Source organism: Paenibacillus sp. LS1 (assembly GCF_026013365.1).
Taxonomy (GTDB): Bacteria; Bacillota; Bacilli; order Paenibacillales; family Paenibacillaceae; genus Paenibacillus.
Map to the genome: position 1 here is coordinate 1222540 of NZ_JAPDOE010000001.1, position 12882 is coordinate 1235421.

The following is a 12882-nucleotide window of genomic DNA, read 5'->3' on the forward strand; positions in this document are numbered from 1 at the left end:
TATGGCCCCGAGCTAACGCTGATATATAAAAAAATCAAACAGGGAGCCTGTCATTTTGCCCAGAATCATGGCAAGCAGTAACCCAAACAAATAAGGTTTCATGCCCAGCCGTTTGGCTAGCACGGGCAGTACATTGAGCACCTCAGTGAGGGCTGCGGCCAGCAGACCGATAAACACGCCACAGAACAGACCAATGATCGGGCTGAGCAATAGCACCCCATGCATTTTCCAGTGCCAGAAGTCAGCCACAGTTCCAAGCAATGAACCACCTATTAATGCCCCTTCGTACCAGTGGGTCTTGTCATACGATTGCGTAAGTTGAGCCAATCTGGGAATCATATCGAGCACCAGAATGAGCGCAATCACGCCGCTTCCTACCGCAATCCCCCCGGCAATGCCCAGTACAATGCTGATTGCTCCATTAAGAACGCTCATCCGCATTCATCTCCCTGCGTTCCTGCTCGTGCATCCGTTCGCTTTCTTCAATCACCACATATTTATCTACATTTTGCTGGTATAGGAACATCTCCACTTCCAACGGAGTAGGCTCCTCATTCCACTTCTTCTTGAACAAATGGTTGAAAAATACCGCCATACCGAATCCAATGCCAATGGAATACGCCACTTGGAACAGATAGGGATGTTCGTCCCGATGCCCTGTAAGCATCTCCACAATTCGAATCTGTACTTCCTGCATGTTCACATCCGCATGAAAATTCATGATCGTTAAGGCCGATCCAAAGAACAGCAGCAGCCAAACCAATATGAACAGGGACTTGGAAGGTTGACCATTTCCCGCAACGACTTCAACAAGCGTATGACCAGACCCCATCAGTTCCACGCTTACCTCCGGCAAGATTTGCCGAATTCGGGGAATAATCTGCAATATATCAATGAGGATCAGATTGCCATCCTCCGGTCCAGGGCGCAGCAGTTCAAGCTCCAGTAGCCCGTCCTCCTGTTCTTCGGAAGAAGTCAGCACATGTGCAATGTCTCCAAGCTTGACTGCTCTGCCTCTCTGGATATGAATACGGCTGCGCAGACGAACGTAGACCATTGGAGTGGGTGTCTGGGACATCCATAGCACTCCTTTACTGCGTAATTTAGGTTAGTATTTGAAGAATGTGCAAATTTATTACAAACTGGTTGGAAAAAGATCGGGAGGTGGGGGTGGCGCTGCGGGATGGATCGGTCATTGGTCGCTGTTATCCCCGTATTTCTTGAACTCTCCTTTTCAAGGAGGAAATCCGGTGCTAAAGGCGAACGCTTCGCTCCTTTTGACCGATTCCATCCCTCCGCTCTCCATCGTCCTCCCGCTTCCAAACGTTTGAAATAAATATGCTGGGGGAGTAGGCAGGAAGGGATTTAAAAAGAGGAGCTTTTTGGGGTTATTTTGCTCAAAATTCCAAATGACTCTTCAAGTTGTCTTCTGGAACCGTCTTAGACTACAGTTGTGTGAAAAATTGGAGACAATGGAGAGCGCTCGCTTCTTCAGGTCTAATCTGCCGCCTACGTTGCTTGTGTATCCTTAGGTGAGCCCTCACGCTTCGCTCCTTTTGACCGATTCCATCCCTCCGCTACCCGTCGTCCTCTCGTTTCAAAACGTTTGTAATAAATATGCTGGGGAGTAGGCAGGAAGGGAATTGAAAGATGAGCTTTTAGGGGTTATTTTATACGCTCTCCTTGTGACCGATTTGAGGCGAAACTGAGTGTGAAGCATTATTTCACATATCAAAAAAGTCGCCGTATTGGCGACTCTTTGGGATTGGTTGATAGGTTCACGGATCATAAACATTATCTCAAGAATTATTTTCTTTGTCTCTTTTGTTCAATTCCCTTCTAAATCGTAAAGGGGTTGAATTCATTGTTTTGCGGAATTGGTTGATGTAATAACTCGTGCTGTTAAAACCGACCTCATAGGCGATTTCGGTTATGCTACGCTCGGAGAGTTGCAATAGTTCAATGCTTCTTTGGATGCGGTACTCGATCACATATTGCATGGGTGTAGTTTTCAGGATTTGCTTGAAATAACGGCACGTCTCCGATCGACTTAACTGTCCGGCCTTTGCAATATCTTCTAATCTAATCGGCTCGGCATAGTTGAGATTAATCCATTGCAACATGTCTTTCATTCGCTTGTTTCTGCTCATTTCCGATGGATCATGTTCTAGAGAATATCCGTTCATCATCAGTAGTTTCCACATATTAAGCACCGCCGAAGCAATACTCACTTCGTAAAAAGGAACTTGGTGCACTAGCTCCTTTCTAATCCGTGCAATAGCATCCAAGATCTGTTCTCCCCAAGCGTTAGCTCTTTCGATATACAGAAAAGGCAAATTAGTTGCTGTTACATATGGATGTACGTACTTTATATACAAATCCGAAGGCATGATAACGTGTGGGGACAAATTCAGACATAAATAAATGCAGTTCTCGCTCACCCCGTGATCTTCAGCCATATGCATTATTCCACTGTTGATAAAAACCCCGTCACCTTCGGACAAAATCATCTTTTGATCGTTGATATGGAACAACGCCTTACCCTGAAGAACGGCAACAAACTGCAATTCATCATGCCAGTGGAGAGGAATATGTCCGTGAACATTTTGAACAATGGTTGTCTCATAACAAGCTATAGATAATGTATCGGTACGGTGTTGCGTCATTTCTTTCAAATGTTGATCAATGATAAATTCGATCTTTTGCATGGCCCTCATCTCAATATTGTTATATTTTTAAGTGTAAATTTGATATTAATGTACCGCATTTCTCCTTAAAATAACACTATTCTAACATTTAAGGTGAGGCGAACAAGAATGACAACTTCTGCAAAATCCAAAATTTCAGGCATCGTACTCGTTCTGACGGGAGCCCTCTGCTGGGGCATTGGGGGACAGTATCTCAAAAACTGTTTCAACTGGATGGAATTGAAGTCAATTGGTATGTCACTGTACGATTGTTGATTGCTGGGTTACTATTACTGGTTATTCAATCGTTTACAAATAGACGATTTCAGATTTTTGATGTGTGGAGAAATAAAAAAACAGCTGGACAGCTGATCATTTTTGGATTGGTCGGCATGCTTACCGTCCAGTATACGTACATGGCATCCATTAAACACGGTAATTCAGCGGTAGCTACACTCCTGCAGTACCTGTCCCCTGTCATGATCATGATTTACATCGCACTCCGTAAGCAGTCTGTCCTTACACGCAATGACCTTGCATGCGCCGTTCTGGCTCTCGGTGGGTGTTTTCTCCTACTGACGAACGGCTCACTCACGCAGTTATCTGTCTCCTGGCTCGCAGTGATGTGGGGCATATTATCCGGGGTTTCAGCTGCATTTTATACGCTGTATGCCGTGCAACTGATTAAAAAGTTCGATTCACTTGTTGTGGTTGGCTGGGCTATGATCATCGCTGGTTTGGGAATGAGTTTTATTCACCCGCCCTGGAAAATGAATTTTGCTAGCATCACGCTCGAAACCTACGGTTATTTGATATTTACAATCCTTTTTGGAACCATGATTGCTTTTTGGTTTTATATTGCGAGTCTCCAAAGTCTTACACCTAAGGAAACTAGCCTGCTCGGGAGCGCAGAGCCCCTTGCTGCTGTTGGAACAACCGTCATATGGCTCCATGAACCTTTTGGCTTCTATCAATGGATTGGTATGGCATGTATTCTTGGCATGATGCTGGTCATGCAGTCCAATCGTTCAGGATCTCCCCGGATTAACAACAAATAACCTCCCTCGCCATAATGCGCGATAGAAGGTTGTTAGTTGTCGTATATTGGTGTATAAACGCCAATACTGTTGTTTGCAATCCGGATCACTGCGCGATTTGGTCGCGGATGGATTGCAGTATTTTTTTCTCCAGACGTGATACCTGCACCTGAGATATTCCCAATCTGCTGGCAACCTCGGACTGGGTCTGATCTCTGTAATACCGAAGATAAACGATTAACCGCTCCCGCTCGCTGAGACCACCGATGGCTTCGTTCAGCGCCAGTTTGTCAAACCAACGTTCCTGAGACTCGTCGGCAATCTGGTCCATTAACGTAATGGGATCACCGTCATTCTCGAATACGGTCTCATGGATGGAGGTCGGTGGTTTGTTCGCTTCCTGGGCAAATACGACTTCCTCCGGGGTTACCCCCAGCTCTGAGGCAACTTCCTTGATCGTTGGCAGACGATCCAGATGTTTGGACAGTTCGTCCCTTTTTTTGCGGACTTTATTCGCCATCTCTTTCAGTGAACGACTGACCTTCAGGGTACCGTCATCCCGCAGGAATCGCTGGATTTCTCCGATGATCATCGGCACCGCGTAGGTCGAGAACTTCACGTCATAACTGAGATCGAATTTGTCCACTGACTTGAGCAGACCGATACAACCAATCTGGAACAGATCTTCCGGATCATATCCCCTGTTCATAAAACGCTGTACGACGGACCAGACGAGTCTGATGTTGCAGTTCACCAGCGTATCCCGTGAGACATGGTCACCCGACTGACTGAGCGCAATCAGCCGTTTGACCTCGGCATCGTCCAAATAGGTCTGTGAAGATGGTTTCACTTCAGCATCCATAAGAACACCAACCCCTAATTATACAATGCTTTCTTGGATTCAATCCTTTTCTTCATCTTGATGGAGGTGCCTCTGCCGGGCTCACTGCTGACTTCGAATTCATCCATAAAGTTTTCCATAATGGTGAAGCCCATGCCCGACCGCTCAAGTTCGGGTTTGGATGTATATAGCGGCTGCTTGGCGAGTTCAAGATCTTCGATTCCTTCACCACGGTCTTCCACAATAATGGTAATCATATCTTCCCGAATCTCGGCCTGGATGGACACAACACCCTCGGAGTTGTTGTTGTATCCGTGGATGATGCTGTTGGTCACGGCTTCCGAAATGACCGTCTTCAGGTCACTGAGCTCGTCCATCGTTGGATCAAGCTGGGAGATAAACGCTGCAACGGTTACCCGTGCAAACGATTCATTCTCTGACTTGGCCGCGAATTGCAGATTCATGAAATTTGTCCCTGTTCCTTCATTCATGAGACGACCTCCAGACCTGAGAGAGCAGTTCCCTCATTTTCGTATATCGGCATAATCTTGAACAAACCCGACATTTCCAGCAAACGGTATACTGGCGAATTGACGTCACAGACCACCATCTTGCCGCCTTTATTCTTAATGAGTTTGTATCTTCCCAAAATGACACCCAGACCTGAACTGTCCATAAATTGCAGATCTTTCAGGCTGAGTACGAGATGCTCGCTTTGTCTCCGCTGGATGGCTTCATCCATCTGCATCCGTACCATGTCAGCTGTATGGTGATCCAGCTCCCCGGATAATCGTACAATCAGAATCCCGCGATGGTGTTCCATTTCCACATGCAAGTTCACGTTTGCTCACTCTCCTCCCTGTCTTAGAACAAGGATTTCTACGTTTCCGAAGGCTTTTCCTGCCCCCCGACAAAACTAGAAGAAAACCCCTATTTAACTACAAAATATGTTCGAAGGATGCGTGCAACTCGCGGAAATCGCCGTTTTAGTCAAACAGGTTGGACGTCGTCCGCTTGAACAGCTTCCACCAGCCAGCTTTATTCACATCCTGCGGAGCCTGAATGTCGAACTCCTTAATCACGTCATTGCCCTGGTACACCACAAGTTTACCAATACTTTGCCCAGCTTTAATCGGAGCTTTCAATTCTTTGGCGACCAGCAATTCATGCCGGATGTCGTTGGATTTGGCTCCTTTGCGCATCAGTACACTATAATTTTGTGTGGCGTTCAGAGGCAATTCAGCAACTTCCCCTTTTTCGATTCTCAGACTGCCCAGCAGATCCCCTGCCTTGTAAAGAGCCTTCATCGTATATTGACTAAAGGCGTAGTCAAACATCGAAGACACCTCACTGTTCCGTGTTTTGGTATTTGGTTCACCGAGTACCACGGAAACGACACGCAGTCCATCCTTGGACGCTGTAGCGGACAGACAGAATTTCGCTTCGGACGTATATCCTGTTTTCAAACCATCTGCCCCTTCATAAAAACGAACCAGCTTGTTCGTATTCACCAGCCAGAATGGCTTTTCCGTATCTTTGCGAAGGTAATCCTGATATGCGCCGGTGTACTTCGTAATCCCGGAATGCTTCAGCAATTCACGGCTCATGACGGCAATGTCATGGGCGGAAGAATAATGATTATCGACCGGAAGGCCGTTACAGTTGGCAAAATGAGTATCCTTCATGCCAAGCTCCTTCGCACGCTCATTCATCAGCTGTACAAAGGCTTCTTCCGAGCCAGCGATCTTCTCAGCCATGGCTACCGAGGCATCATTGCCCGAGGCCATTGCGATCCCTTTTAACATATCGTCAACCGTCATTTCTTCCCCGGGCTCCAGGAAGATCTGCGAACCGCCCATGGAAGCTGCGTATTCACTCGTTCTTACCTTGTCCGTCAGCTTCAGCTTGCCCGAGTCGATCGCTTCGATCGTGAGCAGCATCGTCATAATCTTCGTAATGCTCGCCGGAGGCAGCTGATCATGACTGTTTTTCTCATAAATAACCGTTCCCGTGTCTGCATCCATCAAGATCGCAGAGCGCGCCGACGGGGCCAGATCCGTTCCTCCCGCTGCCTTCGGTGTTTCTTCAGCCAATGCCGTTGATGCCATAAGGGTCAGCAGGATACAAAGGGTCATGAACGATGCCATTATTCTTTTCTTCACTAGGTTACCTCCTTAAATGACTTGCTTACTGCATGTTCCATGCATGTACTGCTAATCATTGTCGGCGCGTTTGCAGTAAATTATTCCATCTTACCTATGATTTCCCGAACTTTTTGTGGAAAAGGAGACAACAGCAAAAAAACGCACTCCACTCAGCTAATGTGTAACCGTAAGTTCATCACAACAAAAAAAGGTTACCCCCGATGATTTCTCATACGGAAAGGTAACCTTCTCTACTCAAATCTTAATTACATTTGTGGAATAACTGCCAATACCAGCGCCAAGAACGACTCACGAACACGTTCCGTCGTTTCCATCACCTCATCATGTGACAGTGGCTGGTCCAGAATTCCGGCAGCCATGTTGCTGATACAAGAAATACCCAGCACTTCCAGGCCTGCATGGCGCGCCACGATTACTTCAGATACAGTGGACATGCCCACTGCATCTGAGCCCAATGTACGCAGCATTTTGATCTCTGCCGGTGTCTCGTAGTTCGGACCGAGCATACCTGCGTATACCCCTTCACGTACGTTAAAACCTTGTGATGCAGCCGTATCCTTCGCCAGCGCGCGCAAACGGCGGCTATATGCTTCAGACAGATCAGGGAAACGCACGCCCAGTGCAGCGTCATTTGGTCCGATCAGTGGATTTTTGCCTGTAAGATTCAAGTGATCCGAGATCAGCATCAAGTCTCCAGCTTCATATGACGTATTTACGCCACCTGCAGCATTGGTTACAAGCAGGCTACTTACACCCAGTTCCTTCATAACACGTACCGGGAAGGCTGTCAGTTCCGGACCATACCCTTCGTACATGTGGAAGCGGCCTTTCATCATCACCACTGGACGACCTTTGATGGTTCCAACCAATAGCTCACCTTCATGCCCTTCTACTGTGGATACTGGAAAATGCGGAATATCCTGATAAGCAATACTTACGCCATCTTCAATCAGTTCTGCCAGTACGCCAAGACCTGAACCCAAAATTAAACCGACTTCCGGCTTGATGGAGCTTTTACTTTGAATATAAGATGCTGCTTCCGAAATCATTTGTTGGTTTAGTGCTGTCATGCGATGTATGTTCCTCCTTGAGTTGAAATGATCCGTCTGTAGCCGCATTTTGCAAAATCAATACACTCGAATTTATGCAAAACTGCTTATGTATAACGGCGTTTAGATGTATTCAATTTATTTTATCCTAAATCGACCCAATGTTCCGCATTTATTTGTGAATGCCCTGCGTCAAAATCTATCTTGCCCTCGGATGATGGGTTTCATAGATTTCTTTCATGGTTTTGCGACCATGATTGCCATATTGTTGTCCCGGCTGCTCCACATGGCCCAGCATGTCCTGTACGGCACGTGTGTCTGCCCCATTGGCAATCAGGTGTGCTGCGAACGAATGACGTAGCGTATGCGGCGTAATTTCTTCCGAAATCCCAGCATCCACCGCCGCTTTTTTAAGCAGCTTCCAGAAGCCTTGCCGGGTTAAACGTCTGCCAGACACATTCACGAACAGTGCCTGCTCGTCCGAATCGGTTTTGAGCAACTGATTGCGGAATTCCTCCACATATACACTTGCCCAATGTGCGGCTGGCGCACCGATGGGAAGAATGCGTTCCTTGCCCGCCCCGCCGCACCGTATAAAGCGCATGCCCGGCTGTACATCCCGAATGTCGAGCGCAATCAGTTCCGAGACGCGAATGCCTGTAGCATACAATAGCTCAAGCATCGCTCGGTCTCTCACACCCTGCGGTGAACGAATATCAGGCGCTGTCAGCAGCTGTTCGATCTCCGGGATGGTTAACACCTGTGGAGGCGTCTTATCCGCCTTGGGAGCTTCCACATCGAACGTAGGGTCTTGTATAATATCACCCCGCCGCATCAAAAAATGAAAGTAGGAGCGCAGAGATACGATGCTGCGGGCAATGGTTGCGTTTGCACGTCCTGCCTGTTTGAGTTGCCCTGTAAACAGGACGACATGCGTGCGTCTGACCTGATCGGCTTCGCGTATGCCATATTCCTTATCTGCAAATTCAATGAACTTGTCCACGTCTCGGAGATATGATTCAAGTGTGCTGCTTGACATCCCTTTATCATCTTCCAAGTATAAGGCATAGGCGTGTATCGTCTGTTTCATGTACAACGCTCCTCAACTGACAGATCTGCCGCTCCGGCAGACTGCTCCCGTATTTGCATCCCTGGCTGTTCGAAGCTACTCCCCGTACCAATAGAACAGACGGAGACGCTCTGCCATCGTAGGACGTCCTTCTCCATTACCTGGCCAATCCGTTTCCTGAAATACTTTGATCGCATTGCCAGTCGGCATCTGATACTGATCCACAGGTGAGATCCAGCCATTAAACAAATCCAGAACATGATAGAACAGATAAACTAATGCTGCAAAAAATATAATGAATCGAATAAAACGGAGCCCTCTCCGCACTGATATAATCATGGGCGTGTCCCCCTCCTGATTCGAATCCGGCATTGTCCTTGAATCAGGGTATGTCCATAAACACAGGTTTATGCCATTCGGGGTAAACTCCAGATCACTCCGGTGCCAAAAAAGCTCTCCCGTCAAAACCGCCGGTGAGAGCTTGAAGATATGCTATGTTATTCTTCATCTTTGGGTTTCTGTTCATTTTTAGCTTTGCAACGATAACAAATTCCATGAAAGTCCAGTCGGTGATCTACTACCGAAAAGTTAAATTCCCGCTCCAAACGCTCTTCAAGCGGTCCAAGCCAGTCTTCACGTATTTCATCCATACTTCCGCATTGAACACAGATTAAGTGATGATGGTGATGCTTGGATGTATCTCCGCGCAGATCATAACGCGCTACACCGTCGCCGAAGTTGATTTTCTCTACAACATGCAGCTCACTCAGCAGTTCGAGGGTACGGTACACGGTTGCCAGACCGATTTCGGGAGCCTTTTCTTTAACGAGCATGAATACATCTTCTGCGCTCAGATGATCTTCTTCATTCTCAAGAAGTACTCTTAAGGTGGCTTCCCGCTGGGGCGTTAATTTATATCCTTGGGACTGTAGTTGCTGCTTAATTTTATCAATCCGTGCTTCCATTTTCTCCCTCCCCCTAGGAAATCACTGCACACTGCAACTTAACCCACTCTTTTCATTATAGGGGGAGTGCGTAATTAAAGTCAACATTTTACACTATACGGTGCACGTTAGGCCGGTAGTAGCATTGGCGTGACCCAACGCATCATCGCAGGTGTAACCCATGTTTCAAAAGACGCCACGCCAAGCAGCAGTGCAGCCATGACCAAAGTTAACACTATATATGAAGCAAAAGGCCTTTGTCGACCCGGTGTTCGCTGCATCAAAACACGATTACGAATGATGTATAACGAGAACGTCATGGCCGCCACACTGCAGATCAGCAAGATCGGAATGACGAACAAATTATGCGGTGCCACGGACACCAGTGCAAAGAGCAGCCCTTTCCAGGAATACTGCCCAACAAGGTACCCCACTGTGAATCCAATGAGCACACCTTTCAGAAAATCCAGAACCAGTATGCCGGGCAGTCCGACAACGGATAAACCCAGGATAAAGATCAGACCTACCCATTTCAGATGAAGCATGGCAATGTCCCAATATGCCCCGGTCTCTGTCACTTGTGCGCTGTGCTGCACTGTCATGAAGAAATTGCCCAGATAACCCTCCAGATCCTGACGTTGCTCAAGTGACAATGCATTGACCATGAGTGCGCCAAAAATGACGCCGACCAGAAACAAGACAGCCACGAATACATATAACGAAGTCTGACCTTTAAATGTAAAGTAGGAAGAGCGCATACAGGTACGAGTCCCCTTTCCGGTATCATGCTGCAAGGATTCTCAGTCACATCCTCTTAGTCATTCTTATGAACCGGAACGCACCTGTATGACTTCTTGTCCAGATTGGCTCTACGTGAAGCGAAGCTATATGAGTTGAACCTGGGAGTATTTACACGGGTCACTCCGAGGCTCTTTGCTGAACAGCAACTTTACCGTACGTGCCTCCACCTCCGGAGGATAGCTCCAGTTGTCCGTTCCGTGCAGCCACGATCAGGCCTGCCAGCACAGGTCCAACAACCGCAGCAAGTTCTTCCTCACGGGTTCGATGAAGCACGTTCATTTCTGTACCAAAATGGTCCAGTAGCTGGCGCAGTTTGGCTTTGCCAAGTCCCGGAATGAACTCCAGTGGTACTTGATAATGATAGGCAGGTCTGTTTGCAGGCACATAAGGACTTTCCCGATCAGAGATCGCCAGAATGCGATCCAGCACCCCCTGCACCAGCTTCAGACTGCCACAGTGAGGACAGCGCTCTGCTGACATCGCTTGCTCATCCATAATGCTGCCACATGCTGCACAGTAGGTACGGTGGTACTTGCCCAGCCTTGGATTCAATCCATAATTGGCAGCGATGCTTCTGCCTGCTTCTCCTTGAAGTGCCATACGGAATTCATCAAAAGAAGGTGCAGCAACTTGCAGCTCATTATACTCCCGTCCAATCTTACCGAGAGAGTGGGCATCCGAATTGGTCAAGAACGGAACATGATCCAATTCCTGAATATAACTGGCCATGGATGAATCAGAACTTAACCCCAGCTCGACCGCATCTACTAGACGTGTATCCAGAACATCGCCCATACGGGGCGCCGTACTGCCATAGATGCCTTTATGCGGTGTAAATACATGTGCAGGCACAATAAGTCCACCACGGGCCTTAATCTCCGCCTGCATCTCAAGAGCGGGCACGTATACCCGCTGAGAACTGAGGTTTACATTTTTCATATAACGATTCATCCAGTCCGTGAAGGACTTCATCGTTTTCAGATCACGAAAGTAGGCCAGCATATGGAACTCACGCATGCCAGGCTCGCGCAGCTCAATCTCTGTACCCAGCAGAATGGTGGTGTCCTGGTAGGCAATGCCGCCTCCCTCAATCTCGGACATCGTACCACTCTCCAGCAATTGCTCAATATCCATCTGTACAACCGGAGAATGACAATCAATGACACCAAGTAAATGAATTCCTTTACGTTCCGAAGCTTCCCGGGCAATATTCTCAAATGTCAGATCCCGACTGCCACTGATTTTGACAGCCTCGCCGCGGGACGTTCGCCCAATGTGAATATGCAGGTCTGTATAGCAGGGCTCCCACAAGGCGGACGTTGCCAATTGATCTTGCATTCTTAGAACCGTCCTGTTGTTCTGTAAAGGTCCCACGCATACACGGCCATCATCGTTTTAGCATCACTAATCCGGTTCTCGTCCATGAGCGCATAGGCTTCCTCCAGAGTTATTTCGGCAACTTCAAGGAATTCATCTTCGTCCAGCGCCATATCTCCGGCTTCCAACTCTTCAGCGATGTAGAGATGAATAATTTCATCTGCGAACCCCGGTGACGTATAGAACGAACGCAAATGACGCAGTGACTTGGCCACATATCCTGTCTCTTCTCGCAATTCACGTGCTGCTGCCACTTCCGGCTCTTCACCGGGGTCCAATTTCCCCGCAGGAATCTCTACTTCGGTGCGTCCCATGGCCTGACGATACTGATCCACAACAAGCATGCGATCTCCGTTTAGAGCAAGTACAGCTACAGCTCCAGGGTGCCGGATAATCTCACGTGTAGCCGTCTGACCGTTCGGAAGCTTAACTGTATCGACCTGAAGTGAAATCACTTTCCCCTCGAAGATCGGCTTGGTGGATACGGTCACTTCATCCAATTTCGGATTGGCAGGTTGCGCAGCATGGATGGATTGGGCAGATTGATTTGGTTTCATTCGTTCTTCAACTCCATATCGTAGGATTATATATTCGGTTAATGTATAAATCTCTGATTTTGGGCATATGGTGAGCGTATAGAATTCTCACAGCAAATATAAACGAATCAGGGGGACTTTCAATGAACAGTTATAAGACGCCTCAATCCGTACACGTAGTAGGACAAGCCCGGCAAGTGAAGCTCATACTCAAGCAATGGTTGCGCGAGTGGGGCCCGGATGCCAAGTTAATCGATCTCCTCGCTGGACGTAAATAAACGAGTTTCTCCCATGAAATATAACATGAATTCGCAAAAAGTCCGAATCCGTACAGACCGGGTTCGGACTTTTCTCTAAGAGCATATGAGGTAACACG

General features: G+C 47.6%; 15 protein-coding genes and 1 pseudogene. 2 read left to right on the forward strand and 14 right to left on the reverse strand.

Annotation, left to right across the window (positions count from 1 at the left end; genetic code table 11):
- Window positions 1-12: 12 nt before the first annotated feature.
- The 3 genes from OM416_RS05235 to OM416_RS05245 form a co-directional block, all read right to left on the reverse strand.
- Window positions 13-441: a stage V sporulation protein AB gene (locus tag OM416_RS05235; protein WP_076331327.1), complete on the reverse strand. Its 429-nt coding sequence runs from the start codon at window positions 439-441 to the stop codon at window positions 13-15.
- A complete protein-coding gene (locus tag OM416_RS05240) occupies window positions 422-1078 on the reverse strand; it encodes a stage V sporulation protein AA (RefSeq protein WP_264927653.1) in 657 nt (218 codons plus the stop codon). The genes OM416_RS05235 and OM416_RS05240 overlap by 20 nt, the downstream gene beginning before the upstream one ends.
- Before the next feature lie 721 nt (window positions 1079-1799).
- Entirely contained in the window at window positions 1800-2708 is a 909-nt protein-coding gene (locus OM416_RS05245) for a helix-turn-helix transcriptional regulator (RefSeq protein ID WP_264927655.1), read from the reverse strand.
- A gap of 108 nt (window positions 2709-2816) precedes the next feature.
- Here OM416_RS05245 and OM416_RS05250 point away from each other — a divergent pair.
- Window positions 2817-3745 (forward strand): annotated as a pseudogene (locus OM416_RS05250) (DMT family transporter).
- Between the two features lie 85 nt (window positions 3746-3830).
- Here the strand turns inward: OM416_RS05250 and sigF are convergent.
- From sigF to OM416_RS05305, 11 genes are all read right to left on the reverse strand, one after another.
- Window positions 3831-4586, reverse strand: coding sequence for an RNA polymerase sporulation sigma factor SigF (sigF, locus tag OM416_RS05255; RefSeq protein WP_264927657.1), 756 nt, complete (start codon window positions 4584-4586; stop codon window positions 3831-3833).
- 14 nt (window positions 4587-4600) lie between these two features.
- Window positions 4601-5056, reverse strand: coding sequence for an anti-sigma F factor (gene spoIIAB, locus OM416_RS05260; RefSeq protein ID WP_036672324.1), 456 nt, complete (start codon window positions 5054-5056; stop codon window positions 4601-4603).
- Window positions 5053-5406 (reverse strand): anti-sigma F factor antagonist, encoded by a 354-nt coding sequence (spoIIAA, locus tag OM416_RS05265; protein ID WP_017687636.1) that lies wholly within the window; start codon window positions 5404-5406, stop codon window positions 5053-5055. The genes spoIIAB and spoIIAA overlap by 4 nt, the downstream gene beginning before the upstream one ends.
- A 145-nt stretch (window positions 5407-5551) precedes the next feature.
- Entirely contained in the window at window positions 5552-6673 is a 1122-nt protein-coding gene (locus OM416_RS05270) for a D-alanyl-D-alanine carboxypeptidase family protein (RefSeq protein WP_264928821.1), read from the reverse strand.
- Between the two features lie 302 nt (window positions 6674-6975).
- Window positions 6976-7800, reverse strand: coding sequence for a purine-nucleoside phosphorylase (locus OM416_RS05275; protein WP_264927662.1), 825 nt, complete (start codon window positions 7798-7800; stop codon window positions 6976-6978).
- A gap of 178 nt (window positions 7801-7978) precedes the next feature.
- Window positions 7979-8869, reverse strand: coding sequence for a tyrosine recombinase (locus OM416_RS05280; RefSeq protein WP_169482031.1), 891 nt, complete (start codon window positions 8867-8869; stop codon window positions 7979-7981).
- A 75-nt stretch (window positions 8870-8944) separates the two neighbouring features.
- The gene (locus OM416_RS05285) at window positions 8945-9187 is read right to left on the reverse strand and encodes a DUF4227 family protein (RefSeq protein ID WP_017687632.1); all 243 of its coding nucleotides are present in this window, start codon (window positions 9185-9187) and stop codon (window positions 8945-8947) included.
- Window positions 9188-9345: 158 nt separating this feature from the next.
- The gene (locus OM416_RS05290; RefSeq protein ID WP_036607866.1) at window positions 9346-9813 is read right to left on the reverse strand and encodes a Fur family transcriptional regulator; all 468 of its coding nucleotides are present in this window, start codon (window positions 9811-9813) and stop codon (window positions 9346-9348) included.
- 107 nt (window positions 9814-9920) lie between these two features.
- Window positions 9921-10550 (reverse strand): stage II sporulation protein M, encoded by a 630-nt coding sequence (spoIIM, locus tag OM416_RS05295; RefSeq protein ID WP_017687629.1) that lies wholly within the window; start codon window positions 10548-10550, stop codon window positions 9921-9923.
- Window positions 10551-10710: 160 nt separating this feature from the next.
- Window positions 10711-11931, reverse strand: a complete 1221-nt coding sequence (locus OM416_RS05300; RefSeq protein WP_264927669.1) for an endonuclease Q family protein — start codon at window positions 11929-11931, stop codon at window positions 10711-10713.
- A 2-nt stretch (window positions 11932-11933) separates the two neighbouring features.
- Complete coding sequence (locus tag OM416_RS05305) at window positions 11934-12527, reverse strand: NUDIX domain-containing protein (RefSeq protein WP_051447058.1); 594 nt, start codon at window positions 12525-12527, stop codon at window positions 11934-11936.
- A gap of 122 nt (window positions 12528-12649) precedes the next feature.
- Here OM416_RS05305 and OM416_RS05310 point away from each other — a divergent pair, with 122 nt between their 5' ends.
- Window positions 12650-12784 (forward strand): Z-ring formation inhibitor MciZ, encoded by a 135-nt coding sequence (locus tag OM416_RS05310; protein ID WP_264927672.1) that lies wholly within the window; start codon window positions 12650-12652, stop codon window positions 12782-12784.
- Window positions 12785-12882 lie beyond the last annotated feature (98 nt).

Excerpts from the sequence above, each read along its gene's own strand:
- OM416_RS05235 (WP_076331327.1), bottom strand. The coding sequence starts at position 441 with ATGCGGATGAGCGTTCTTAATGGAGCAATCAGCATTGTACTGGGCATT.
- sigF (WP_264927657.1), bottom strand. The coding sequence starts at position 4,586 with ATGGATGCTGAAGTGAAACCATCTTCACAGACCTATTTGGACGATGCC.
- OM416_RS05285 (WP_017687632.1), bottom strand. The coding sequence starts at position 9,187 with ATGATTATATCAGTGCGGAGAGGGCTCCGTTTTATTCGATTCATTATA.
- OM416_RS05305 (WP_051447058.1), bottom strand. The coding sequence starts at position 12,527 with ATGAAACCAAATCAATCTGCCCAATCCATCCATGCTGCGCAACCTGCC.
- OM416_RS05280 (WP_169482031.1), bottom strand. The coding sequence starts at position 8,869 with ATGAAACAGACGATACACGCCTATGCCTTATACTTGGAAGATGATAAA.
- OM416_RS05310 (WP_264927672.1), top strand. The coding sequence starts at position 12,650 with ATGAACAGTTATAAGACGCCTCAATCCGTACACGTAGTAGGACAAGCC.
- OM416_RS05275 (WP_264927662.1), bottom strand. The coding sequence starts at position 7,800 with ATGACAGCACTAAACCAACAAATGATTTCGGAAGCAGCATCTTATATT.
- OM416_RS05245 (WP_264927655.1), bottom strand. The coding sequence starts at position 2,708 with ATGCAAAAGATCGAATTTATCATTGATCAACATTTGAAAGAAATGACG.
- spoIIAB (WP_036672324.1), bottom strand. The coding sequence starts at position 5,056 with ATGAATGAAGGAACAGGGACAAATTTCATGAATCTGCAATTCGCGGCC.
- OM416_RS05300 (WP_264927669.1), bottom strand. The coding sequence starts at position 11,931 with ATGCAAGATCAATTGGCAACGTCCGCCTTGTGGGAGCCCTGCTATACA.
- OM416_RS05270 (WP_264928821.1), bottom strand. The coding sequence starts at position 6,673 with ATGGCATCAACGGCATTGGCTGAAGAAACACCGAAGGCAGCGGGAGGA.
- OM416_RS05240 (WP_264927653.1), bottom strand. The coding sequence starts at position 1,078 with ATGTCCCAGACACCCACTCCAATGGTCTACGTTCGTCTGCGCAGCCGT.
- spoIIM (WP_017687629.1), bottom strand. The coding sequence starts at position 10,550 with ATGCGCTCTTCCTACTTTACATTTAAAGGTCAGACTTCGTTATATGTA.
- OM416_RS05290 (WP_036607866.1), bottom strand. The coding sequence starts at position 9,813 with ATGGAAGCACGGATTGATAAAATTAAGCAGCAACTACAGTCCCAAGGA.